Here is a 22,922-nt window from a genome sequence, read left to right as displayed (position 1 = left end):
GGTTCCGTTTCGTTCAGCGGAAGGGAGGTTCGTCGAAGCTACGAAGTTTCCGCGAATGCAGCGCCTGATGGCCAACACCCTCGCGCATCATGTCGACCGCCTCCAGGCAAATGCGAAGATGCTGACTAACGCGTTCGGCATAAAAGGCATTGGCCATGCCGGGCAGCTTGATCTCGCCGTGCAGCGGCTTGTCCGAGACGCAGAGCAAGGTGCCGTAAGGCACGCGCAGGCGAAAGCCGTTGGCCGAGATGGTTGCTGATTCCATGTCCACCGCGATGGCGCGCGATTGATTGAAGAAGGTGGAAAGCGCATCATATCGAAGCTCCCAGTCGCGATCATCGGTCGAGACCACGGTGCCGGTTCTCAAATGTTGCTTCAATTCCTGGCCGTCCTGTTGGGTGACTTTGCTGACCGCGGCGGTCAACGCCAACTGCACTTCGGCAATCGCCGGAATCGGCACTTCGAGCGGCAGATCATGATCGAGCACATGGTCAAGGCGGGCATAGGCATGGGCGAGAACGTAATCGCCGAGGCGCTGAGTGCGGCGCAAGCCGCCGCAATGGCCGACCATCAACCAGCAATGCGGGCGCAGCACCGCGACATGGTCGGTGATGGTCTTGGCATTTGACGGGCCGACGCCGATATTGACCAGCGTCACCCCCATGTGATCGTCCTTCACCAGATGATGGGCTGGCATTTGTGGCGGCTTCTCTGCGCGCTCGCCGGAAGATGGCATATCGCTCAGGCGCGGATTGACATGCACTGTGTTGCCGGGCTCGACAAAGGCGCGAAACGTCGTGCCGCTCTCGATTTCACGCATACCAAACTCAACGAATTCGTCGACGTACCGTTGATAGTTGGTGAACAGAACGAAGCGCTGAAAATGCCCGGGCGAAGTGCCGCTATAGTGGCGCAGACGAGACAGTGAATAATCCACACGCTCGGCGCTGAAAAGCGACAAGGGTTTGGCTGTGCCGGCCTTGTGGCGGTAGGTGCCATTGGCAATATTGTCGTCGATTTCGGCCAGATCGGGCATGTGAAAGCAGCGCGACAGATCGGCCACCTGATCTTGACGCAAATCGGCGGTCAATGTCTCCAACGCAAAGGTCAAGGGTATCTGGCGCCGTGAAATGCCGACCCAAAGCGGCCCGCCATGATTGTCGAGCAACAATTGCAGCTGTTCGAGGTAATAGCTGCGGAACAGCTCCGGATTGGTAAGAACGGCACTATAGGGGCCGGCTTCCGCCACCGCGCCATAGGCCAGGCCGCTGCGTGCGCGGTCGCGGCCCGGCGCTACCTCGATCCAAACCGCCGGGTAGCGCGCATTGGCTTTCTCTAAATTCTCGGCGTCGCCGGCGAAACGCTCGAAATGTTCGCCCAATAGATCGTGGCCTTTGGCGTAAATCGCCGCGAGCCGCACCACCGCTGCCTCGGCGTCGCTAAACGCCTCGGCTTCGTCCATCACATGTTGGGGCGGCATCTGGCTCATATCGTTTTCCCGTCGCGCTAACCAATTCCAATGATGCGCCACGGCAGCGTTTTTTCATAGCCACCGCGCACGGCTATACTGTGTTCTCACGGGACAATGGAGGGGGCATATGAAAAAACGAGCGGTGGTTGTTACCGGAACCTCAACCGGTATCGGCGAGAGCACGGCGGCGCATCTCATCCAACAGGGATTTCATGTGTTTGGCAGCGTGCGGCGCGAAAATGACGGCGAACGCCTGCGCGGCCAACTGGGCGACGCATTTATTCCGCTCAATTTCGACGTGACGGATGAGGACGCGATCAAGCGCGCCGCGTCACAAGTAGAACAGGCGCTCGGCGGCGCCACGCTTGCGGGCCTGGTCAACAATGCCGGCATTGCGACCAGCGGACCGCTGGCGCATCTGCCGCTCAAGACGTTTCGAGATTTGATGCACGTCAATTTGTTCGGCGCCGTCGCGGTGACCCAGGCCTTCCTGCCGCTGTTGGGCTGCGAGCGTGCGCGGACTGGCCGGCCCGGACGCATCGTCAATGTGAGTTCGGTCGCGGGCAAACAGGCGCTGCCGTTCACGGCGGTCTATTCCGCTTCCAAGCATGCACTGGAAGCGGTTTCGGAAAGCCTTCGGCGCGAGCTCCTGTTGTTCGGCATCGATGTGATCATCGTTGCCCCGGGGCCCGTGGCGACGCCGATCTGGAACAAAGGCGGAAAACTCGACACCACATCGTACCAAGAGACCGAATATGGGCCCGCCCTTGCGCGGTTTAAGGAGTACGCGGCGGATATCGGCCCCAAGGGCTATCCGCCGGAGCGCATCGCGCGCGTTATCCATGAGGCGCTCACCACAGCGTCGCCAAAGACGCGCTACGCCCCGGTGAAAGGAAAATTCGTGAACTAGATCCTGCCCAGCCTCCTGCCGAAGCGTTTTGTCGACCGCAAGATCGGCCGCGCGGTGGGCCTGTTGAAATAGGAGAGAGAAATGAACGGCGATCAAACAGCGCTTGAAGGCGGCTGCCAATGCGGTGCCGTACGCTATGCGGTTCGCGGTGAGTTGCGCGGCGTGGTGAATTGTCATTGTGATATGTGCCGGCGTCTGCACGGCGCCTTTGGTGCCTATACCAAAGTTGAAAATGCCGCGCTTTCTTTGGTCGAGGAAAGTGGGCTGACTTGGTACGCTTCTTCGGATAAGGCACGGCGCGGATTTTGCCGGGTGTGCGGCGCCAGTCTCTTCTGGCAGCCGAGCGGAGCACAAACCACCTCGATTGCCGCCGGAACTCTTGATCCGCCGAGCGGACTGACAACCATCGGCCATATCTTTACCGGGGAAAAAGGTGATTTCTACGACATCGTCGATGATCTCCAACAATTCGCGGGCTCGGCGGAAGGTAAAATGGACACCACCGACGCTTGACTCGGCAGAACGAGAGAGCACACTTCCGCCTCTCTTCCACACGCTTCTGGAGCACTGAAACATTATGAAACTATACGATTTCAAGATGGCGCCGAACCCCCAACGGGTGAACATGTTCCTCGCCGAAAAGGGCATCGAGATTCCGACAATTGAAATCAACACGCGCGATCGCGCGCAATTTGCCGATTCCTTCAAGGCGGTCAATCCGATCAGCCAGGTGCCGGTGCTGGAACTCGACGACGGCACCTACATCTCGGAAACTATGGCGATATGCCGCTATCTCGAGGAACTCCATCCCGAGCCGGTGCTGTTCGGGCGCGACGCCAAAGAAAAAGCGATGGTTGAAATGTGGAGCCGGCGTGCCGAGTTCATGGGCTATCTCTCCGCCGCCGACATGCTGCGCAATTCATCGCCGATTTTTGAGGACCGTGGCTTACCTGGCGTACCGAGCGGCGTGCCGCAAATCGCTGAATTGGTCGAGCGCGGGCGCAATTCCATGGGGCGCTTTTTCGCGCTGTTCGATGACCGCCTGGGTGCGGCCAAGTACGTCGCCGGCGATGCCTTCTCGGTGGCCGATATCACGACCTTCGTCACCATCCGCTTCGCCGCGCGGGTCGAGGTCAAGCCGCCCGCAGATTGCGCCAGCATCTCGCGCTGGCTCAAAGAAGTGGAATCGCGCCCCAGCGCTGCTGCGGTATAGCGAACCGTTTAGCTCATGAAACTTTGACGTTACTGGCGTCGCTTTGGCGCACGCGACTTTCCGCGTTGCCAATTCAGCGAAACGAATCTCGCCATGCACAGCCACTGGCCGAACAGTTAGATAGCCCGGCCAGTGCCGGTCAGTATGCCTCGATACCGGGCAAGCCTGCCCGCAATCAGGTCAGCGTTTGTTGACCCTGTCTTTGAGTGTCTTAGACGCTTTGAAACGCACGCCCTTGCTGGCACTGATCTTGATCGCCTCGCCAGTTGCTGGGTTACGGCCTTTGCGCGCGCCGCGCTTGTAAACCGAAAACGTGCCGAGAGTGGTGCGCACGGATGTGCCCTTCTTCAGGGCCTTGCCCATTTCATCCAAAGCCGTCTTAACGGCCTTTGAAGCATCGCTCTTTGTCATGCCGCTGCTTTTGACAACGGCTTCGATGAGTTCGCCCTGATTCACGATGAGTCTCCTCTATGCTATGCCGTGCGCCCGGATCAACCGAGTGCGTTACGGTTACGCCAGTTCCGAATCGAAAGATTAACCACACTCAGGTTGATTGCATTCGCCGCCAAGCGCAATTGGAAAATGCCGTTCATGGAAAATCACGACCGCGGCCCGGTCAATGCGTTTGACCCGCACGCGTTCCGCTTCAGCTGCCGTAGCGCTCCCGCAGATGCTTTCCAACATACCTGTCGACCGGGACCGGGCTCCGCTCTCGCAAAACGCGCCGAAGCATTCAGCGGCCTCGGTCTGACGCTACGCCCTCCGTGCGGGCTCAATGCGGCCGGCCTTACAGAGCCAGCCAAACTGAACATTCCATCTGCCACTAGCGCCGCGCGGCAGGAAGCGACGAGCGCCCATCCGGCAGCGCTTGTCGGGGCATGAACGGGATAGAGCTCGAGATCGAGTAACCGTTGCAGCGGGCAAACCATTCTTGCGGAATCTGAATGCAGATTAGGGTAGCATCGCTACGCAGTTGCGACAGCAGGGCCTTCACATAGATGACGAATTTCGCGCACATCGTTGATATAAAACCATTGTTTAGCGGTAGCGCGGCGTCCCGCAAGACCGCAATTCAGGGTCTCGGCAACGCCATCGAGAAAGATGGTGTATTCGTCGCGGCGGGGCTGCCCGACGGCTGGCATCGCGAGCGGCGCGCTGCCGCCCTACTCGCCTTTTTCGGCCTTTCGGATGCAGATAAGTTGTGCCTCGCGACACGCCGCGTCCGGGCTGATAGTCCGCGTAGTTACCGCGGCTATGTGTCGACCCTGAAGGATGGCTGGGCGTACAACGAATTTTTTGATATCGGCCCCGAGCGGGTGCTCGCCAAACCCGCCCTTCAGGCAGCACAAATTTTTACCGAGACCAATGTGTGGCCGGCATGGCCGCCGTTTCCGAACTGGCGTGCCGAGATACTGGCTTATCACGGCGCGATGGAAAAAACTGGCACTTCGATCTTATCGGCGGCGGGCGAATATCTCGGCTTGCCGCAAGGCAAAATCGCAGCGCTTTTTGCCAATGCCGGATCGACGCTGCGGCTGCTCAACTATCCGCGCAAACCGGACGGTGCCGCCATCAAAGAGGAAATGCCGCTAGAAGACGGCACGCGCCTGGTGACAGGACGCCATATCGATGCCTGCGCCTTTTCACTTCTGTGGCAAGGACAAGCCGGCTTGCAAGCGGAAACGCCAGGCGGCCGCTGGTTGGACATACCGCATCAACCCGATTGCGTTTCTGTGCATGTCGGATCGGTGATGGAATTTCTCACCGCCGGGCGGTGGCGCGCCACGCCGCACCGGGTTCTCGACAGCGGCGCGGCGCGCGGCGCGATCGGATATTTTCATGAACCCAATCTCGATGCCGAACTGTCACCGCTCATTGTGACGCCGGCGGTCCAAGCACCGGGCACGGCTGGGTTAACTTACGGTGGGCATTTGCTCGAGCGCTTCGCGCGTTACGAGGGCCTGGAAGACCTCGCCGCGTCAGCCGCCAGCTGAAACCAGCCTGGACAACGAACCGCCGGTCGCGCTGGCTTGGCGTATTTTGATATGGGGCTTGTAGTAAAAAACCCATCACGACCTTCACCGTTGGCACCGTGCTACCCCCTTCGAGATGACGAGGTGCCATATCGCCGACAATATATTTCCCGCCATTCGCTTGCACCAGCGCCTTGCCTACCGCCATATATTTACCGCGGTAAAGCACATGAAAGAGCCGTGTATTGCTGCGCAAAATATGTTTGACTGCCGGCCATCAAGATAGAAATCGGGAAACCAGGGAGTTCGAAAGATGGCCAACATCTATTACAACCTCAAATTCAGCGGGCTGGTTTCGCCCGTCGAAGGCAAGCCAGGCACGTTTCAAGCCCTCGGCGGCGCCGACAGCAACGACATTTCCTGCACCATTGGATCGGGCGGCGTGAAGGGCAAAGTCAGTCCGGGCACGGGCGGCAGCGCAACATTTGAATCCGTGGTCGTGGTTACCGGCAAGGACACGTTCGACGAAAAGGGCAAGATCACCTTTGGTAAAAGCGGCAAGCACGGCTTTAGCTTCGCCACCGTCGGCGCCGGCTCCTATGGCGCGGGCCCGGCCAAGGGCGGTATGCACGGCGCCGTCACCTGGCGCATCACACGCGCCTTTGGTCAGTTCAAAGGCGCCAAGGGCTACATCACCTCAAACTTTGCCGTTGACGGCAAAGGCCGTTTGACCGACCACCAAATCGGCAATTTCAACAAGAAATAAATTCGTGGGGCACTGCGGAATATCTATTCTCCACAGTGCCCCGGCAGCTTATGCGCGTTTTGCCACTTCCCCGGCGGGGGTAGTTGCCAAGTTCAGCTGGCGCCGCCGCGATAATTAGCTGGCGCGAACTTTGGATGGCCTCAACTCGGGCGGACAGCTTGGCCTCGAATGCTTTGTCGCCCGCGCCGTATTCTGGTTAGATATGACCATGCATGTGCGAGAAAAGCGGATAGCCGGGCAAGCTTGCTACGAAATCGTCGAGGAAGTTGAGCGTTCGACGGGCACCGGATACCGCGTCATCGTCTCTTTGGGCAATGACAAGGAACCGGCCAATGCCTTGCGTCGGCACCACGCGAATCTGGTTAGCCTCGAACGCGCCCTTCAACGGATTGAACCCTTGCGCGACGCGGACCAAAAAATCGCGCGTAAATGCGATACGTTGAACCACCGCATCGACCGGGAAAAACAGAAACTCATCCAATTATCGGACGCCATCGAATCTTTGGCCAATCCGCCGGAGGAAAGAAACCGAGCGCTAAAACTGATAGTGAACGACCCGGAATCGAAGACGCTGCCCGAGTCCGACGATTAGTAAAATGCCGGGTTGGGCACTATTTCCATTCAAATATTTCCTCGATATTCTGACGGATGAGGGCTCAAGACATAGCCATTTTGTGCGCATTGACGGTCGCGTTTGTTTTAAGTTTAGGCTTATTCGCAGGCTTTCACGCGCGAGCTGAGAACGTCGAAACCGGGAGCGTCGAGAAAACCCGGACCACGCTCTACGGCACGATCACGGGCGGCGATTAGAGCTGGGAGATAGTAAATGGCGAATAGACCAACAGAACTGACGCCGGCACTGCATGATTATGTGCTGGCGCACGGATTTCGCGAGGACGATGTCCTCAAGCGTTTGCGCGAGGAAACGCAAAGCCATGAATGGGCGATCATGCAGATCACGCCGGAGCAAGGCGCATTCATGGCGATCTTGGCGGAACTGATCGGCGCCAAACGCTATCTCGAAATCGGCGTCTTTACCGGCTACAGCTCGCTCAGCGTGGCGCTCGCCATGGGCCCGGGCGGGCATGTCACCGCGCTCGACAGCAACGAAACTTATACTGCGACGGCAAAGCGATATTGGCAGGAAGCAGGGCTGGCGGAGAATATCGAGCTGCGTCTCGGAGACGCGCGCAAATCGCTGGCGGATCTGCTGGCGGAAGGCCAGGCGGGTAGTTACGACTTTGCTTTCATCGATGCCGATAAATCGGGCTATGACAGCTATTACGAGGCTTGCCTCGATTTGGTGCGCCCCGGCGGCCTGTTGGCGCTCGACAATATGTTCCATCACGGCCGGCTCGAATCGCGCGATAAATGGACCGACGATACGCCGGTGATCGACGCCCTCAATGCCAAGATCAAAGCCGACCAGCGGGTGAGCGTCTCCATGGTGCCGATCGGAGACGGGCTGACCTTATGCCGCAAACGCCCGTAATAAAGCGCACCGGGAATTGCCGTTCTTGACGCACTCCAAGCCGCGACAGACATTATTCTGAATTCAAAGAACAGCGAAAGACAGACATGACAGCCGAAAATTATTTCACCCGCCGCGACGGCGGTGAATACGCCTATACCATCGAAGCGACGAAACTAAAATTCGGCGTCGGCGCGATCGGCGAAGTGGGTCAGGACGCCAAGGCGCTCGGCATGACGCGCGTGGCGCTTTATACCGATCCGCGCGTTGCAAAACTCGAACATGTCGATACTGCCGCGCGCGCGCTTCGCACCGCCGGATTGGACGTCGAGATCTACGACCAAGTGGCTGTAGAGCCGACCGACCGCTCCTTCCGCGCCGGGACCCAGTTCGCGAGCGAAGGCGGGTTCGACGGTTTTGTATCTATTGGCGGCGGTTCGGTTATGGATACCGCCAAAGCGAGTAATCTTTATTCCACCTATCCCGCAGATCTGCTCACCTATGTAAATCTGCCAGTGGGACAAGCCCAACCCGTTCCCGGTCCACTAAAGCCGCACATTGCCTGCCCGACCACGTTCGGCACCGCCAGTGAATGCACCGGCATGGCGATCTTCGACATGTTGGAGATGGAGATGAAAACGGGCATCGCACACCGCGAATTGCGCCCGACGCTCGGCATTCTCGATCCCGCTGCGTTGACCTCCATGCCACCGCTCGTGGTCGCGGCCAATGCCTTCGATGTATTCAGCCACGCTATCGAAAGCCTGACTGCGATACCCTATACGGAACGCGCAGCGCCCAAGACGTCGAACCTTCGCCCGATGTACCAAGGTTCCAACCCCTATAGCGATATCGCTTGCAGTGAGGCAATCCGGCTAATCGGCGCCAATATCGAGCGCGCCATGAAAGAGCCCGACGATGTATCGGCGCGTGAGCCGCTAATGTTTGCCGGCATGTTGGCCGGCATCGGCTTCGGCAATTCCGGCTGTCATGTGCCGCACGCCATGTCCTATGCCGTCGCCGGGCTGGTGCGTGACTATCATCCCGAGGGTTGGCCGGACGACCACGCGATGGTGCCGCACGGCATCTCGGTGATCGTCAACGCGCCGGCGGTGTTCCGCCTGATGGGCCCGTCCGCAGCCGGGCGCCATTTGCGCGCGGCCGGGGCGATGGGCGCCGATATCCGCAATATCCCCGACGAACGGGCGGGGGAGGTCCTGGCCGAGCAAGTGATCCGGCTGATGCGCGCGACCGGACTACCCAACGGCCTCTCCGGACTTGGCTATGGCGAGGCTGATATCGAAGCCCTGACCGACCGCACGCTGCCGCAAAAGCGCCTGCTCGATATCGCGCCGCGTAAAATTTCACGCGCCGATCTCAGTCAATTGTTCAAAGATTCGATGACGTACTGGTAAGCGCAGAACGCCGGAGGGGCAGCGATATGACAGTTAAAGTTTATGCGATGACTTGCGGGTGGTTGACCGCCGACCTTGATTTGATGTTGGCCGATGCGCCGGGCAGAATCCACTTTCCGGTGCCAGCCTATCTGATCGATCACCCCAAAGGCCGGGTTCTATTCGATAGCGGCCTGCATCCAGATTTGCAAACCGACGCGCCGGGCCGTATCGGCGCGGAAATGGCCGGTTTGTTTCAAGCTGAATTTCGACCCGGAGAAGAGATCGACGCGCGCCTGGAAGCGCTCGATATCGCCGCCGATTCCATCGATTATATTATCAACTCCCATCTCCATTTGGATCATACGGGCGGCAATGAACTTATCCCCAACGCCAAGGTCATTATTCAGAAAAAGGAATGGGAAGCCGGGCACATTCCGGAATTGATCGAATCCAACACTTATTTTCCGGTCGATTATGACCACGGCCATCAAATCCAAACGATCGAAGGCGAATATGACCTGTTTGGCGACGGCACGGTGGTGACTGTTCCCACTTACGGCCATACGCCGGGGCATCAATCGCTCAAGGTCAGGCTGGCGTCGGGCGATATCATTCTGGCTGCCGACGCCTGCTATTTCCGCAAATCTCTTGAAAATCTGCATCTGCCCAATCTTGTTCACGACAAAGAGCAAATGATGGAATCCTTAAAAATGCTGCGCAGCTTGCAAACGGCTGGCGCGCGGATTTTTTACGGCCACGATCCCGAATTTTGGCAGGGCGTTCCCCAGGCGCCGCTCGAGCTGACGTAGCCCGCCTGGGAAATTCCGCACATCTGCAAAGTTGCCGTGTGCTATTGCGTTGAACGGCGACGGAGACTTTCAGCGAGCGCGTCGATCATCTCGGCGGAAATTCCCACTGAAGCGCCGATGCCCTCTTCCCTCCGGGCATATTGCAACGCCTCCAATGTGACCGGGCCAATCAACCCGTCCACCGCGCCCTGGTAATAGCCGAGCGCTGAAAGCAAACGCTGGACCGTCACGGTCCGGTGGCCGAGGGCCGCGGTTGTAACGGGGACGGGCACAAGCCGCGCGGATTCAATCTCAACGTTGATGGCTGCCGCCGCGCTGGTTTGATCAACCGCGTCTTGCACCGCCGCCAATTCATCGCCGACGAGTTTTGCCGCAAGCATTTGGCTATGGGTGCTGGCGCGAATGGCTAATTCCTTGTCGGGGCCGCCAGAGGCGACGAGAAACCATTTGGTTGCCGCGACCAGGTCGCGCGTGACGCCCAGGCCGTTGGCCAGCAATAGTCCGAGATTGTTTTGCGCCGATTGTTCACCCTGCTCGGCTGCCAAACTGTACCAGCGCGCCGCGGCCTTGAAGTCGCGCGCGACGCCGTGGCCGAGATGATACATGGTGGCGAGGTTATTCTGCGCGATGGCCAAGCCGCGCGCCGCCGCCTTGCCATACCATTCAACCGCGCGCACATAATCCTGCGGCACGCCGAGGCCTTTTTCATACAAATTTCCGATATTATTCTCGGCCAAAGCATTGCCCGCTCGCGCGGCTTGACGGTACCAGGCCAACGCGACGAGATGATCTTTCGGCGGGCCGAGCCCTTCGTCGAATAACGTGGCAAGATTGTAGATTGCTTCCGTCAAGCCCTGGGCCGCGGCCTTTTCATACCAGATCGCGGCCGTGGCGTAATTTTGCGTGACGCCCACGCCCCGGTCATAGGCGACGCCAAGTTCGAACTGAGCACTGGCGGAACCCCGATGCGCCGCCGAACGCAGGCGGCGCAACGCCAGCTCACCGTCCGGCGCACCGATTTCTCCGCGTCGCAACATATGCGCCAGAACCAATTCCGCCGGCGCAATGTTGCGTGCCGCCGCGCGTTCATACCAAAACGCCGCTTTTTCCACGTCGCGCTCGACACCCCAGCCATTGTCATAGAGCGCCGCGACATTGAACTGGGCATCGGCATCGCCGCCCTTGGCGAGGACAAGCCAGATATTGAGCGCCACCTCATAGTCGCCCCGAACGTAAGCGGCGTAGGCAGTATGGAAATTTGGCGGGGCCTTCTCTTGCGCCTGGAGCGCGCCAGCGATGGCAAACAACAGGGCGCTCAACGCCATAAGCTGGATGAGGCCGCCTCTCGCGGGGATTAGGAGTTTTCGCAATCGCTGCGCCTTCGCATCAAATATAACCAAAGGATAGTGGCGCCGGGCCAAGGGGAAAGTTAAATTCGCTGCACGTCATTCCCATGCGGTCGCACAACCATCCCGACCGACTAACTTATATCGATAAAAGAAAGAGGCGGACAGACACATGCGTTTGGAAAATAAAGTGGCGCTGATAAGCGGCGCCGGATCGGTCGGCCCGGGTTGGGGCAATGGCAAAAGCACAGCGGTGGCCTTCGCGCGCGAGGGTGCACGCATCTTTGCCGTCGATCTGGTGGCGGAAGCGGCGGCGGAAACGCAGGGCATTATCACCTCCGAAGGTGGCGTCTGCGAAACCCATAATTGCGACGTCACCGACGCTGACCAGGTCAAAGCCATGATCGACGCTTGCGTCGCCAAATTCGGGCGTATCGATATTCTAATTAACAATGTCGGCGGCTCGGTGCCGGGCGGTCCACGGGAGCTCAGCCTGGAGGATTGGCAAGGCCAGCTCGATTTCAACCTGACTTCGGCCTTTCTCGCCTGCAAATACGCGCTGCCTTATATGGAAAGCCAAGGCAGCGGCGCGATCGTCAATATTTCCTCTATCGCTGGCCTGCGCCACATCGGCAACGACCATGTTGGTTATTCTGCTTCCAAGGCCGGCCTGGTGCAGTTCGGTCGCGCGCTGGCGGTCAAATATGCACCGCTCGGCATCCGCTGCAATTCGATCTCTCCCGGCCTGATGCACACACCGTTGGTCGAGGTGCGCCTGGCCGCACAATATGGCGCCGGAGACACGGCGGCGCTGATTGAAAAGCGTGATAGGCAGGTTCCCATGGGCCATATGGGTGAGGGCTGGGACGTCGCCTACGCGGCCCTATTCCTGGCCTCGGATGAAGCCAAATATGTGACCGCCCACGACCTCGTCGTCGATGGCGGCCTCATCGCTGCAACTCACGGATATCAATAAATAGCCAGACGAGCGCCTGGCTCTGGCGGCGGGAACGCGCGGTCGATAGCGGCGAGGTCCTCATCCGTCAGCTGCATATCGCGCGCGGCGGCGACAGCGTCGACATGCGCCGCCGCGGTGGCCTTGGGGATCGAGACCATGTTGGGAAAGCGCAGCGTCCAGGCGACCGCTACCGTAGCGGTGGTGACGCCGTGGCCGTCTGCAATTTGTTCCAAGATGGCGTCCTGCAAGATGCTCCCTTGGTCGAGCGGCGAGTACGCCATCAGCGCGATATCGCGCGCCGTGCACCACGGCAACAATTCGGCTTCGATCGCGCGTTGAGCGGGATTGTAGAGGATTTGATTGACGCAAATTGCATCACCGCCGCTCGCAGCCATGGCGTCTTCCAATTCGCCGGCATCGAAATTACTGACGCCGTAGCGGCCGATCTTGCCATCGTCGGTCAAACGCTCGAAGGCCTCTATGGTTTCTTCCAACGGGTACGGGCTCGGCCAATGCAGCAGATAAAGATCGATATGATCGCAATTTAGGTGCTTAAGGCTGCGCTCGGCCGCCTTGATTGTGCCTTTCCGCGAGGCGTTGCTGGGCAACACCTTGGACACCAAATAGACCTCGTCCCGGCGCCCCCGGATGGCCTCGCTCACCACTTGCTCGGCGCCGCCGGAGGCATACATCTCCGCCGTGTCGACCAACCCGAGGCCGAGATCGAGACCGTATTGCAGGGCCGCCACTTCGGCTTTTCTTTGCCCGCGCTTTTCACCCATCTTCCAGGTGCCCAGGCCAAGCGCCGGTAGGCTTACCCCACCACGCGCGCTCACCATACGTTGTCTTTCCGTCATAGCGCTCCCCTCGCGAAGCTCCAGCCAAACATGCTAAACAATATCTCACAGAATGCATCGGAGAAGCGGATTATGGTGAAAGCATATGTGGCCGGGACTTTTGACACAAAAGGCGCAGAATTGCGCTACATCAAGGATCTGATCGAGGCCGCCGGGCTCGAGACCTGCCTGGTTGATCTCGGTACCGGCAAAGGCGATGGAGGCCTGGTGGATGTGCCCGCAGCGGAAGTAGCGGACCACCATCCAGAAGGCGCCCGAGCTGTGTTGCTCGGCGATGACCGCGGCCGCGCGGTGACCGCCATGGCCGACGCCTTCGCGAATTTCGTTCGTACCCGCGACGATATCGGCGGCATGATCGGCGCCGGCGGCAGCGGCAATACCGCCCTCGTCGCCACGGGGATGCGCGCCCTCCCCTTGGGCGTGCCCAAAATTCTGGTGTCGACCGTGGCCTCAGGCGATGTCGCGCCCTATGTCGGCCCCAACGATATTGCCATGGTTTACTCGGTGGCCGATGTCGCCGGATTAAACAGCATCACCCGCTCCGTACTCGGCAACGCAGCGCACGCCTTGGCCGGTATGATGCAGCACCAAGTTCCGCATGTGCCGGCGGAAAAACCAGCCATTGGCCTCACCATGTTCGGCGTCACCACGGTTTGCGTCGACCAGGTGAGAGCGCTGCTCGAGGCGGAGTATGACTGCCTCGTCTTTCATGCCACCGGCACCGGCGGACAATCGATGGAAAAGCTCGCCGAGAACGGCTTCGTGCGCGGCTGTATCGATGTCACCACGACGGAAGTGTGCGACCTGCTGATGGGCGGCGTGTTCAGCGCCGGAGAAACGCGCCTCGATGCCCTGGCGGCGGCGGGTCTGCCATATGTCGGCTCGTGCGGCGCGCTTGATATGGTCAATTTCGGCGCGCGCGAAACGATTCCCGAGAAGTACCGCGAAAGAAATATCTATATTCACAATCCGCAAGTCAGCCTGATGCGTACCAACGCCGAAGAAAACCGCGCCATCGGCGAATGGATCGGTAAAAAGCTCAATACGTTCACCGGACCGGTACGATTTCTCATCCCAGAGAAAGGCGTCTCGCTGATCGATGCCCCCGACATGCCGTTCCACGATCCGGCGGCGGACGCAGCCCTGTTTGAAGCGCTGGAGGCAACGGTGATCACCACCGAGGCGCACCAGCTTGTGCGCTGCCCGTTCCATGTCAACGATCCGGAATTCGCTGCGGCGCTAGTCGCCGCTTGGCGCGACATCGCAGAATAATAACGACGGGAGAACAATCGCATGGCCAAATTCGAGCGCGCGGCGCTGTTGGATAAATTTCACGCCATGGTCAAGGCGCGTGAGCCAATTGTCGGCGGCGGCGCCGGCACTGGGTTATCGGCCAAATGCGAAGAGGCCGGCGGCATCGATATCATCGCTATCTATAATTCCGGGCGCTATCGCATGGCCGGACGCGGCTCACTCGCCGGGCTACTCGCCTATGGCAACGCCAATGACATCGTCAAGGAGATGGCGGCGGAAGTCTTGCCCGTGGTCACGCACACGCCGGTGATCGCCGGCGTGAACGGCACCGATCCTTTCGTGATGATGGAAGTTTTCCTCACCGAGTTAAAGGCTATGGGCTTCGCCGGGGTACAGAATTTCCCCACCGTCGGTCTGATCGACGGGGTGTTCCGCGCCAATCTGGAAGAAACCGGCATGAGCTATAGCCTGGAGGTTGACATGATTGCGACCGCCCATGCGCTCGACATGCTGACCACGCCCTATGTGTTCAGCGCCGAGGACGCCGAAGCCATGGCCGCGGCCGGCGCCGATCTCATCGTCTGCCATATGGGCTTGACCACGAGTGGCGCCATCGGCGCGCAAACCTCTAAATCTCTCGCTGATTGTGTTGGCTTGATCGATGACTGGGCCGCCGCCGCGCTGGCGGTGCGCAAGGACGCCATCATCCTTTGCCATGGTGGTCCGATCGCTGAGCCCAGTGACGCCGAATACATTCTGCGCAACTGCAGGCACGTCAACGGCTTCTATGGCGCCAGCAGCATGGAACGCCTGCCGACCGAGATCGCCCTGACCGAGCAAACGCGGAAGTTCAAGAATCTGTCGTTTTAGCAACGGAGTTAAGGCGCGCCAGCGCGCATTCTTTGCCCGCGATGACCGCGCCAACGCGCTCGCGCGAAAGATACGCGACAGTCACATATTTGCCGTGGGTCGGACAGAGACGCCGATCGCGCTCGGCACTGCCGAGCATGAAAATTCGCCGACTAAGCGGGTTTACGCCACGGTCGAATTATGCCGCTCAGGGATCGTCGGGATCTTCCGGCGGGACGTAGGGATCGTCAGGATCGCCGGCCCACGCCACGCTCGTGCTCAGGCCGGTGAGCGGCAGCGCCAGACCCATGACGAAGGTCAAAACGAGTGCCGCCATCAATAAACGCCAGTGCAGCATATCGGTGTCTCCTCAGGTAAAGTCCCTAGAATACAAATTGACTATACAATGTCCGGATTAACAATAGCGTAATCATGATCACAACGTCGCGTGCGGTCGCCCTATTGACGCGCCTTGCCTTGGGCATCGCTATGTTTTGCACCGCAAGCGCCACGCGGGCCGACACGCCGGCCGGGCTTTCGGAAGTGCCGGTGCTGCGCATTGAAACCGGCATGCACACTGCCAAAATTGGCCGCATCGCCATTCATCCCGGCACCAATCTCCTGGCCTCGGCATCCTATGACAAGACGTTGCGGCTGTGGTCGCTGCTTGATGGCAGGTTGATCCGCACGCTGCGCGTGCCGATCGGCGCAGCGCGCGAGGGCGCACTTTACGGCGTCGCCATCTCGCCCGATGGCGGCACCATCGCGACAACGGGATGGACCGGCGAATCAGGCGGCCTCAATTGGAGCCTTTATCTCTTCGATGTTGCCAGCGGGGAAATGATCCGCCGCGTCGCTGATTTGCCGCACCGCGGTCAACATCTGGCGTATTCGCCCGACGGCCGTCATCTCGCGGTCACGTTCAAGGGCGGTTTCGGATTTCGGGTTTACCGGGTGGGCGATTTCACCGTCGCCGCCGATCACCCGGTGCACCATCCGGGTGGCCTGCCGCGCGGCGACGAGAACGATGTCGACGACCCAAACTGCAGCGCCTCCGACCTGCCCTATCTCGACGCCGACAATTTCGAGGGCGTGGCGGCGCCGAGTTCAGGTTGGGTGGAGTTCGACGGCCTCGGCCGGCTGGTGACGGTTTCGCTAGACGGGTCTATCCGCCTGTTCGATAGCGAATTCAATTTGATCCGCGCACGCCGCGCGCCGGGTGGTGATTGGCCGACATCGGCCAGCTTCTCGCCCGACGGAAAATATTTGGCCGTCGGCTATTCCGAGCGCCAGCGTGTCGATGTGCTGTTGGTGGAGAATTTGGCGCTACAATTTTGCCCGCGAATGAATGATGTCGATAACGGCGATATGTGGCGCACCGCTTGGTCGTCTGACGGCAAGTATCTTTATGCCGGCGGCGAATTCAAACGCGCTGGTGCGCATCCCGTGCGGCGCTGGGAGGATGGCGGGCGGGGTCAAGCGCAAGACGTCGCCGCGGCTTCCGCCAAAGGCGTTACCTATCTCGCGCCGCGCGCCGAGGGCGGCGTCTATTTCGCCAGTTCGGAGCCGGCGCTTGGCGCCATCGACGAAAATCATGTCAAGCTGTTCGAATGGCGCTCGCACGCCGCCGATTTTCGCGACATGGGCAGCGATTTCAAGCTCTCCGCCGACGGATCCGAAGTCTATTTTAAATTTTCTTCTGAACGCAGCGAAGCGGCACTGTTCACGCTCCAGGCGCGGACACTCCTGCTCGATCCGCCGCCGCCGGCCGAGAATTTCACCCCACCGATTCTGCAATCAACAGCCCTGGCGGTCGCCGATTGGCAAGGCAGCTATGCACCGACTTTGAATGGTGCGGCGCTTGCTCTGCTGCCCTATGAACGTGCGGAAAGCTACGCCGTGACCCCGGACGCCAGCGGCATCCTGCTTGGCACCCGCTAGCGGATAATCCGCTACGGCACAGACGCACAGGAAATATGGAGCTTCCAGGCGCCGGGCGAGGCCTGGGCGCTCAACATCACACCCGATAGCCGCCTCGCCGTCGGCGCATTCGGCGATGGCTCGCTGCGCTGGTACCGCATGACGGACGGCACCGAATTACTGGCGATGTTTCCGCACAAAGACAGCGCGCGCTGGGTCGCCTGGACACCTGCCGGTCACTACCTGGCTTCGCCGGGCGGCGATTCGCTAGCCGGCTGGCACGTTAACCGCGGCCCCGACCAAGCCGCTGATTTTTTCTCAGTCAGCCGCTTCCGCAATGTCTACTACCGGCCCGATATCGTCAGACGGGCATTAGACGATGAGGACGCAGATGCCACCGAGACGCAGACAGCGGATGGTAACATCGGAAATTTATTGCCGCCGGTCATCGCTTCGCTTGCGCTCACGGGTGGCGCTGAGATATCCGCACCGCGGGTCACCCTGGAGCTATCCGTGCGCGCCGCCGTGGGCGATACGCTGCGCGCCGTTCAGGTACGCGCCGATGGCCGGCCGATCGCCATGCTGGAAGGCGATCTTGCCGATCTCGCAAGCGGCACAACGTTTGAAATGGCGCTCACTGTGCCTCGCCATGACAGCGAAATAACCGTGGTAGCGGAAGGCACGCGCGGCACGGTGAGCGAAGCGGCGCGCCTTAACCTGCGCTGGTCCGGCGGCGCCGAGGACAAGCGCCCCGATCTCTATTTGCTCGCTGCCGGCGTCAGCAATTACGCCGCCGAAGAACTCCGCCTCAGTTTCGCACATAAGGACGCCCGCGACTTCGCCGCCATACTGAGCGGGCAAGACGGCCGAGCCTATGGCGAGGTTCATGTACGTATTCTCTCCGACGCCGAGGCCAGCGGCGCAGCGCTGCGTGACGGCTTGGCTTGGCTCACCCGCGAGGCCCGAGCGGGTGATTTCGCGGCATTGTTTCTGGCCGGGCACGGCGTCGATGACGCATCAGGGCGCTATTTCTTCCTGCCGCATGACGGCGATCCAGCCCACCTGGCGGAAACTGCCTTGGCCTATGACGAAATCAAGCAAGCGCTGACGTCACTCGCTGCCCGCAGCTTGCTGTTCGTCGACACCTGCCGCGCCGGCGGCATTTGGGGTAGGCCCGGCGAGCCGTCGAGCGACGTGGTGCGGGTGGTCAATGATCTGTCGAGCCCGGAAAACGGCGTGATCGTCTTCGCTTCGTCGACCCACGCCCAACTTTCACTGGAGAACGCCGATTGGGAGAACGGCGCTTTTACCGAAGCCTTATTGGAAGGTTTGTCAGGTCGCGCCGATCTTTTCGGCGACGGCGAAGTAACGGTATCAACGCTCGACGCCTATATTTCCCGGCGGATTAAGAAATTGACGGCCGGCCGCCAGACACCAGCCGTCGGCAAACCCGTGGAGGCTGATTTTCCGTTGGCGTTGATCAGTGCCGACGCGGCGGATTGAAATTGACATGAAACTCGTTCTTTTCCTTTGCCTGCTGGCACTTTTCGCCGCCGCCCTGACGTCGGCGCGCGCCGGCGAATTGGTTGCCATCGTCGAAGAGAGCGAAGGCGATACCGGCGACGTGCAATTATTCGACATGGTGGAAGCCGGAACGGTGATTACGCTCGGCTCGGGCGGGCGGCTGGTGCTGGGCTATCTGCGCTCATGCTGGCGCGAGACGATCGCCGGCGGTGTGGTCACCGTCGGCATTGAGCAGAGCGCGGTACAGCGCGGCCGGGTATTTCGCGAACTGGTCGAATGCGACGGCGGCAGCCTGATCCTGTCAGACGCCCTCTCCGACAAAAGCGGCGCCATGGCCTACCGCGCAGCGCCCGGCGACGACAGCGCTGCGCCGCCCCAAGTTATCCTGTTCAGCCTGACACCGGCCTTTAGATATTCAGGCGCAGCGACGGAAGTGACCGTGCAGCGCCTCGACAGCGCCACACCGCCGATCGTAGTGGCGCTACAGGGCGGCGCCGCGGATATGGCCAAAACGGCACTCCGCCTTGCCCCGGGCGGACACTACCGCGCTACCGCTGGTGAAAGTCAGGTTACCTTCGCCGTCGACCCCTTGGCCGAGGCCGAGGGCGGCCCGCTGATCGGGCGCATCATCTTCCTTGATCGTTAACGCCTGGATTGGCAGGCCGCGCCATGGCATTTTATTGCCATGCGAAAACTGCTGCGGATATGACATGAGAAATTGGGGCGCGAAAACCCGCGCGGCGGTATTTGCCGCTTTGCTCATGCTGCTGCTCGCGCCGGGTGTTGCGCTGTCGCAATCGGTCGACGACAAAATGCTGCGCGCTGTGATCGCGTCGCACGGGCAAACGCCGCTCGAAAGTCCGCCTTTCGTCATCGACGCCAAATACATCTTGGGCCAGGCGCTTTTTTTCGACCCCGTCCTCAGTGGTGCGCGCGAAGTCGCCTGCGCCACCTGCCATCTGCCAATTCGCGGCACCTCGAACGCGCAACCGCTTGCGGTCGGCGTCGATGGCGAGCGGCTCGGCGAACATCGTCTGGCTGGCGGACGCGGCAACGAAACACCGCGCAATTCACCCGATGTGTGGAACCGCGGGCACCCCGCCGTGACCAACATGTTTTGGGACGGCCGCGTCGAATTCGATGACGACGCGATACGCGAAGCGCGCTCCTACGACAAAGACGATACGACGATCTATTTCGCTTCCCCCATGGGAGACCGCTTCCCCGACGGCGTCGAAAACCTTCTTGCCGCGCAGGCGCTGTTTCCGATTGCCGGTGTCGATGAAATGCTGGGCCGGCCCGGCGACCACTCAGACCGCGACCTTCCCGATGACCATGCGGAGCTGCCCAACGAATTGGCCCAAGCAGGGGCGGGCGCAAGCGGTCCGGTGCAGCAAAAACGCGTGCAGGAGGCGCTTGTCACGCGGCTCATCGCCCCCCGGCTCAGTGAAACCGTCAGGGACGAGGACGGCGAGCTTGAACTCAAGGAATGGCAGAAAGAATACCGCCGCCTCGCGCGCGCCGCCTACCCCGATACCTCGCTTGACGGGCTCTCCATCGTCGAACTGGTCAACGCCATCGGCCATTTTGAAAAAATCGCCTTCGCCACGCGGCATACGCCGTGGGACGAATATCTCCTCGGCGATGACCTGGCAATTTCCAACGGTGCCAAAGCGGGCGCGCTGGTGTTTTTTGGCAAAGGCAAATGCGCCGCCTGCCATTCCGGCCCGCTGTTCAGCGATTTCGAGTTTCATTCATTGGCCGTGCGCCAAATCGGCCCCGGTAAGAATATCAGCTCGGATGATCTTGGGCGCTTTCACGTCACCGAAGACAAACGCGATCTCTACAAATTCCGCACGCCGCCGTTGCGCAACGTCACGCTCAGCGCGCCCTATTTCCATGATGGCGTCGCCACCACTCTGCACGCCGCCATCCGCCACCATAACGATCCCTTAAACCTCGCCGACGCCGAAAACGCCGACGGCACGCATAGCTGGAATCGGGGCAAGCGCAGCTCGGTCTCCTACATTCTTGCCAGCGGCCTTAAATTGACTGAGGCTGAGATCGACGACTTGATCGCCTTCCTAAAGACTCTGGAAGACGGTCTCGCCGACCGCATGCCCGACATTGTCCCCGCCCGCGTCCCGAGCGGCCTTCCCGTCGCCGCCCTATACAATCGAGAATAAGGAGTTTGGTTTATGACACGGCCCGATAAATGGGATTTGCGGTTGCTCGGCTTGGCCAAGCATGTGGCGCAATGGTCGAAAGATCCGTCAACCCAGGTCGGCGCGGTGATTGCCGACAAAAAGCATCGGGTGCTGTCACTCGGCTTTAACGGATTTGCTCGCGGGGTGAGCGATCTGGCCGAGCGTTTGGAAAACCGTGAGGTCAAATATGACATGATCATCCATGCCGAACGCAATGCGCTGCTGTTCGCCAATGCGTCGGTGGATGGCGCCAGCGTCTATGTCTGGCCGCTGCTGCCCTGCGCGCAATGCGCCGCCACATTGATTCAGGCCGGCGTCGCTGAGGTGATTGCGCCCGCCGCCGATGCTGAACGCGCCGAGCGCTGGGCGGCGCAGATCAAACTCGCCCGCACCATGTTCGCGGAAGCCGGTGTTGGCGTTGTTGAACTTGAGGATTTTTCGGGCGACTAACCAGCCAGGCGCTTCACCGCGGCAATCATACCGTCCACTTCGGCCAGGCTGGTGTCATGGCGGGTGACGAGGCGGATGGTGCTGCGCCGGTCCGCCCCGGCGGCAAGGGTTTCAGGCCAATCGTAGAATTTGAAACCTTCTTGCCGGAGTGCCAACACCGCCTCACCAGGCAGTTCCACGAACAGTTCGTTGGCGCCGCCGAATACGTCCAGCCGAACACTGTCGAGGGCACCCAACCCTGCGGCCAAGTCGGCACACATGCGGTTGGCGTGATCCGCCAGACGAAGCCATAACCCGTCTTCGATATAGGCCGCCAGCTGGGCCGAGATATAGCGCATCTTGGACGCCAACTGCCCGGCCCGCTTGTGGCGGAACATCATTTCCTCGGCCAGATCGGTGCGGAACAGAATAATCGCCTCGGCGCCAAGCGCGCCGTTCTTGGTGGCGCCAAAAGACAGCACGTCGACGCCGGCGCGCCAGGTCAGATCGGCAGGGCTAACGGTCTCGTTGCCGGCGTTCAACGCCGCCACCGCATTGGCGAACCGCGCACCGTCCATATGCACGCCGAGACCGGCATCCTTGGCGATAGCGCTGAGTTCAGAAATTTCCTGGGCGGAATAGACCGCGCCAGCTTCGCTGGTCTGGGTAATGCTGAACGCCGCCGGCTGGGCCGAATGGACGAAGCCCTTGCCCGAATTTGCTAAACGCCGGCGCAACTCCTCCGCGGGAATTTTGCCATCCCGGCCTTGGAGCGCGACCAATTTGGCACCGCCGGTGAACAATTCTGGCGCGCCGCATTCGTCTTGGGCGATATGCGAATCGGCTTCGGCATAAATCGCGCCCCAAGGCGGGCTCAACACCGAGGCCGAGAGCGCATTGGCTATAGTGCCGGTGAGCACCGGAAAGACCCGTACCTCGGTTTCGAACAACTCCGAATAGGCTGGATGCAGGCCCTGACTGATGTCGTCATCACCATAGCCTGACGCCGTGCCAACATTGGCAGCGGCGATGGCGTCCATGATTTCCTCGGCCACGCTGGCGACATTATCGCTGCGAAAATCCATATCTCTGTTCCTTAAGCCTCGTTGCCGGCGGGCAAACAGTCGAGCCCGATATCGTTGAAACGGGTGCCGCCTTCAGACAGCAGATGCGCCGTTGATTGCACCGCCTGGCCGGCGACCACGGCAGTTACCAACCACACCAGGCCCGGCTCCCACGCCATCGCGAGATCGGTAGCGGAAGGCCGTGCGCTACCGTCCGGATGGGAATGATAATGGCCGATGATGCCGCGCCCCGCGCCCTCCGCGCCAACCGGCACCGAGTCACGCGCTTGGCGCATCAACCGGAGGCGCAATTCGGGATCGACCTCAAAACGGTCATTAAGCCCCGGCGCTGCCATATTTTTGCTCGCGGCCACCTGGGTCACTTCGATATGCCCATCGGCACGCTGAAAGCCCAGCAACAGACCGCACGCCTCTCTCGGATAATCCGCCTCGGCGTGATCGGCGATCTGTTTCAAATCCAGAGGCTTGAGCAGTAGCATGGTG

At 60.4% G+C, this 22,922-nt stretch carries 23 protein-coding genes and 1 pseudogene; 17 read left to right on the top strand and 7 right to left on the bottom strand.

Going from position 1 to position 22,922, the window contains the following annotated elements; all coding sequences use genetic code 11:
- Positions 1-13: 13 nt before the first annotated feature.
- On the bottom strand, positions 14-1,489 hold the full coding sequence (locus O3A94_09305) for an AMP nucleosidase (protein MDA1356450.1): 1,476 nt from the start codon (positions 1,487-1,489) through the stop codon (positions 14-16).
- Positions 1,490-1,598: 109 nt separating this feature from the next.
- On the opposite strand from O3A94_09305, the pseudogene O3A94_09300 reads away from it, so the two are divergent.
- The 3 genes and pseudogenes from O3A94_09300 to O3A94_09290 all read left to right on the top strand — a co-directional run bounded on the left by O3A94_09300 (position 1,599) and on the right by O3A94_09290 (position 3,594).
- Positions 1,599-2,453 (top strand): annotated as a pseudogene (locus O3A94_09300) (SDR family oxidoreductase).
- Positions 2,454-2,462: 9 nt separating this feature from the next.
- Positions 2,463-2,894: a GFA family protein gene (locus O3A94_09295; GenBank protein MDA1356449.1), complete on the top strand. Its 432-nt coding sequence runs from the start codon at positions 2,463-2,465 to the stop codon at positions 2,892-2,894.
- A 64-nt stretch (positions 2,895-2,958) separates the two neighbouring features.
- Positions 2,959-3,594, top strand: coding sequence for a glutathione S-transferase family protein (locus O3A94_09290; GenBank protein ID MDA1356448.1), 636 nt, complete (start codon positions 2,959-2,961; stop codon positions 3,592-3,594).
- Between the two features lie 180 nt (positions 3,595-3,774).
- On the opposite strand, the gene O3A94_09285 is transcribed toward O3A94_09290, so the two are convergent.
- Positions 3,775-4,050: an HU family DNA-binding protein gene (locus O3A94_09285; protein MDA1356447.1), complete on the bottom strand. Its 276-nt coding sequence runs from the start codon at positions 4,048-4,050 to the stop codon at positions 3,775-3,777.
- A gap of 542 nt (positions 4,051-4,592) precedes the next feature.
- Here O3A94_09285 and O3A94_09280 point away from each other — a divergent pair.
- The 6 genes from O3A94_09280 to O3A94_09255 all read left to right on the top strand — a co-directional run bounded on the left by O3A94_09280 (position 4,593) and on the right by O3A94_09255 (position 10,010).
- Positions 4,593-5,588, top strand: coding sequence for a hypothetical protein (locus tag O3A94_09280; GenBank protein MDA1356446.1), 996 nt, complete (start codon positions 4,593-4,595; stop codon positions 5,586-5,588).
- Between the two features lie 292 nt (positions 5,589-5,880).
- Positions 5,881-6,333: a hypothetical protein gene (locus O3A94_09275; GenBank protein ID MDA1356445.1), complete on the top strand. Its 453-nt coding sequence runs from the start codon at positions 5,881-5,883 to the stop codon at positions 6,331-6,333.
- 130 nt (positions 6,334-6,463) lie between these two features.
- The gene (locus O3A94_09270; GenBank protein MDA1356444.1) at positions 6,464-6,925 is read left to right on the top strand and encodes a hypothetical protein; all 462 of its coding nucleotides are present in this window, start codon (positions 6,464-6,466) and stop codon (positions 6,923-6,925) included.
- A gap of 234 nt (positions 6,926-7,159) precedes the next feature.
- A complete protein-coding gene (locus tag O3A94_09265; GenBank protein ID MDA1356443.1) occupies positions 7,160-7,825 on the top strand; it encodes a class I SAM-dependent methyltransferase in 666 nt (221 codons plus the stop codon).
- Between the two features lie 86 nt (positions 7,826-7,911).
- The gene (locus O3A94_09260; GenBank protein ID MDA1356442.1) at positions 7,912-9,219 is read left to right on the top strand and encodes an iron-containing alcohol dehydrogenase; all 1,308 of its coding nucleotides are present in this window, start codon (positions 7,912-7,914) and stop codon (positions 9,217-9,219) included.
- A 26-nt stretch (positions 9,220-9,245) separates the two neighbouring features.
- Complete coding sequence (locus O3A94_09255) at positions 9,246-10,010, top strand: N-acyl homoserine lactonase family protein (GenBank protein MDA1356441.1); 765 nt, start codon at positions 9,246-9,248, stop codon at positions 10,008-10,010.
- A 41-nt stretch (positions 10,011-10,051) separates the two neighbouring features.
- On the opposite strand, the gene O3A94_09250 is transcribed toward O3A94_09255, so the two are convergent.
- Positions 10,052-11,380, bottom strand: a complete 1,329-nt coding sequence (locus tag O3A94_09250) for an SEL1-like repeat protein (protein ID MDA1356440.1) — start codon at positions 11,378-11,380, stop codon at positions 10,052-10,054.
- A gap of 148 nt (positions 11,381-11,528) precedes the next feature.
- On the opposite strand from O3A94_09250, the gene O3A94_09245 reads away from it, so the two are divergent.
- Positions 11,529-12,332 carry an SDR family NAD(P)-dependent oxidoreductase gene (locus O3A94_09245; GenBank protein ID MDA1356439.1) on the top strand — a complete coding sequence of 268 codons (804 nt, stop codon included), beginning with the start codon at positions 11,529-11,531 and terminating at the stop codon, positions 12,330-12,332.
- On the opposite strand, the gene O3A94_09240 is transcribed toward O3A94_09245, so the two are convergent.
- Positions 12,326-13,171: an aldo/keto reductase gene (locus O3A94_09240; GenBank protein ID MDA1356438.1), complete on the bottom strand. Its 846-nt coding sequence runs from the start codon at positions 13,169-13,171 to the stop codon at positions 12,326-12,328. The genes O3A94_09245 and O3A94_09240 overlap by 7 nt on opposite strands.
- Before the next feature lie 72 nt (positions 13,172-13,243).
- On the opposite strand from O3A94_09240, the gene O3A94_09235 reads away from it, so the two are divergent.
- Both O3A94_09235 and O3A94_09230 read left to right on the top strand, forming a co-directional pair.
- Positions 13,244-14,443 (top strand): Tm-1-like ATP-binding domain-containing protein, encoded by a 1,200-nt coding sequence (locus O3A94_09235; protein ID MDA1356437.1) that lies wholly within the window; start codon positions 13,244-13,246, stop codon positions 14,441-14,443.
- Positions 14,444-14,464: 21 nt separating this feature from the next.
- Positions 14,465-15,295: a phosphoenolpyruvate hydrolase family protein gene (locus tag O3A94_09230; protein ID MDA1356436.1), complete on the top strand. Its 831-nt coding sequence runs from the start codon at positions 14,465-14,467 to the stop codon at positions 15,293-15,295.
- Positions 15,296-15,482: 187 nt separating this feature from the next.
- On the opposite strand, the gene O3A94_09225 is transcribed toward O3A94_09230, so the two are convergent.
- Positions 15,483-15,611, bottom strand: coding sequence for a hypothetical protein (locus O3A94_09225; GenBank protein ID MDA1356435.1), 129 nt, complete (start codon positions 15,609-15,611; stop codon positions 15,483-15,485).
- Positions 15,612-15,706: 95 nt separating this feature from the next.
- Here O3A94_09225 and O3A94_09220 point away from each other — a divergent pair, with 95 nt between their 5' ends.
- The 5 genes from O3A94_09220 to O3A94_09200 all read left to right on the top strand — a co-directional run bounded on the left by O3A94_09220 (position 15,707) and on the right by O3A94_09200 (position 21,375).
- On the top strand, positions 15,707-17,215 hold the full coding sequence (locus O3A94_09220) for a hypothetical protein (GenBank protein ID MDA1356434.1): 1,509 nt from the start codon (positions 15,707-15,709) through the stop codon (positions 17,213-17,215).
- Between the two features lie 138 nt (positions 17,216-17,353).
- A complete protein-coding gene (locus O3A94_09215; protein ID MDA1356433.1) occupies positions 17,354-18,697 on the top strand; it encodes a caspase family protein in 1,344 nt (447 codons plus the stop codon).
- Between the two features lie 7 nt (positions 18,698-18,704).
- Positions 18,705-19,364, top strand: a complete 660-nt coding sequence (locus O3A94_09210; protein MDA1356432.1) for a hypothetical protein — start codon at positions 18,705-18,707, stop codon at positions 19,362-19,364.
- 64 nt (positions 19,365-19,428) lie between these two features.
- Positions 19,429-20,904: a c-type cytochrome gene (locus O3A94_09205; GenBank protein MDA1356431.1), complete on the top strand. Its 1,476-nt coding sequence runs from the start codon at positions 19,429-19,431 to the stop codon at positions 20,902-20,904.
- 12 nt (positions 20,905-20,916) lie between these two features.
- Entirely contained in the window at positions 20,917-21,375 is a 459-nt protein-coding gene (locus O3A94_09200) for a deaminase (GenBank protein MDA1356430.1), read from the top strand.
- Here the strand turns inward: O3A94_09200 and O3A94_09195 are convergent.
- Positions 21,372-22,439 (bottom strand): beta-eliminating lyase-related protein, encoded by a 1,068-nt coding sequence (locus O3A94_09195; GenBank protein ID MDA1356429.1) that lies wholly within the window; start codon positions 22,437-22,439, stop codon positions 21,372-21,374. The genes O3A94_09200 and O3A94_09195 overlap by 4 nt on opposite strands.
- An 11-nt stretch (positions 22,440-22,450) precedes the next feature.
- Complete coding sequence (locus O3A94_09190) at positions 22,451-22,918, bottom strand: M67 family metallopeptidase (GenBank protein MDA1356428.1); 468 nt, start codon at positions 22,916-22,918, stop codon at positions 22,451-22,453.
- Between the last annotated feature and the right edge of the window lie 4 nt (positions 22,919-22,922).

It is taken from the genome of Pseudomonadota bacterium, assembly GCA_027624955.1.
GTDB lineage: Bacteria > Pseudomonadota > Alphaproteobacteria > UBA828 > UBA828 > PTKB01.
The sequence above is the reverse complement of the archived record's forward strand: the minus strand, read 5'-3'. Positions and strand labels throughout refer to the sequence as shown.

What these genes read in the sequence shown, in the direction of transcription:
- O3A94_09305 (MDA1356450.1), bottom strand. Translation starts at nt 1,489, where the DNA reads ATGAGCCAGATGCCGCCCCAACATGTGATGGACGAAGCCGAGGCGTTT.
- O3A94_09295 (MDA1356449.1), top strand. Translation starts at nt 2,463, where the DNA reads ATGAACGGCGATCAAACAGCGCTTGAAGGCGGCTGCCAATGCGGTGCC.
- O3A94_09290 (MDA1356448.1), top strand. Translation starts at nt 2,959, where the DNA reads ATGAAACTATACGATTTCAAGATGGCGCCGAACCCCCAACGGGTGAAC.
- O3A94_09280 (MDA1356446.1), top strand. Translation starts at nt 4,593, where the DNA reads ATGACGAATTTCGCGCACATCGTTGATATAAAACCATTGTTTAGCGGT.
- O3A94_09275 (MDA1356445.1), top strand. Translation starts at nt 5,881, where the DNA reads ATGGCCAACATCTATTACAACCTCAAATTCAGCGGGCTGGTTTCGCCC.
- O3A94_09265 (MDA1356443.1), top strand. Translation starts at nt 7,160, where the DNA reads ATGGCGAATAGACCAACAGAACTGACGCCGGCACTGCATGATTATGTG.
- O3A94_09260 (MDA1356442.1), top strand. Translation starts at nt 7,912, where the DNA reads ATGACAGCCGAAAATTATTTCACCCGCCGCGACGGCGGTGAATACGCC.
- O3A94_09255 (MDA1356441.1), top strand. Translation starts at nt 9,246, where the DNA reads ATGACAGTTAAAGTTTATGCGATGACTTGCGGGTGGTTGACCGCCGAC.
- O3A94_09245 (MDA1356439.1), top strand. Translation starts at nt 11,529, where the DNA reads ATGCGTTTGGAAAATAAAGTGGCGCTGATAAGCGGCGCCGGATCGGTC.
- O3A94_09240 (MDA1356438.1), bottom strand. Translation starts at nt 13,171, where the DNA reads ATGACGGAAAGACAACGTATGGTGAGCGCGCGTGGTGGGGTAAGCCTA.
- O3A94_09235 (MDA1356437.1), top strand. Translation starts at nt 13,244, where the DNA reads ATGGTGAAAGCATATGTGGCCGGGACTTTTGACACAAAAGGCGCAGAA.
- O3A94_09230 (MDA1356436.1), top strand. Translation starts at nt 14,465, where the DNA reads ATGGCCAAATTCGAGCGCGCGGCGCTGTTGGATAAATTTCACGCCATG.
- O3A94_09225 (MDA1356435.1), bottom strand. Translation starts at nt 15,611, where the DNA reads ATGGCGGCACTCGTTTTGACCTTCGTCATGGGTCTGGCGCTGCCGCTC.
- O3A94_09220 (MDA1356434.1), top strand. Translation starts at nt 15,707, where the DNA reads ATGATCACAACGTCGCGTGCGGTCGCCCTATTGACGCGCCTTGCCTTG.
- O3A94_09215 (MDA1356433.1), top strand. Translation starts at nt 17,354, where the DNA reads ATGACGGACGGCACCGAATTACTGGCGATGTTTCCGCACAAAGACAGC.
- O3A94_09210 (MDA1356432.1), top strand. Translation starts at nt 18,705, where the DNA reads ATGAAACTCGTTCTTTTCCTTTGCCTGCTGGCACTTTTCGCCGCCGCC.
- O3A94_09205 (MDA1356431.1), top strand. Translation starts at nt 19,429, where the DNA reads ATGAGAAATTGGGGCGCGAAAACCCGCGCGGCGGTATTTGCCGCTTTG.
- O3A94_09200 (MDA1356430.1), top strand. Translation starts at nt 20,917, where the DNA reads ATGACACGGCCCGATAAATGGGATTTGCGGTTGCTCGGCTTGGCCAAG.
- O3A94_09195 (MDA1356429.1), bottom strand. Translation starts at nt 22,439, where the DNA reads ATGGATTTTCGCAGCGATAATGTCGCCAGCGTGGCCGAGGAAATCATG.
- O3A94_09190 (MDA1356428.1), bottom strand. Translation starts at nt 22,918, where the DNA reads ATGCTACTGCTCAAGCCTCTGGATTTGAAACAGATCGCCGATCACGCC.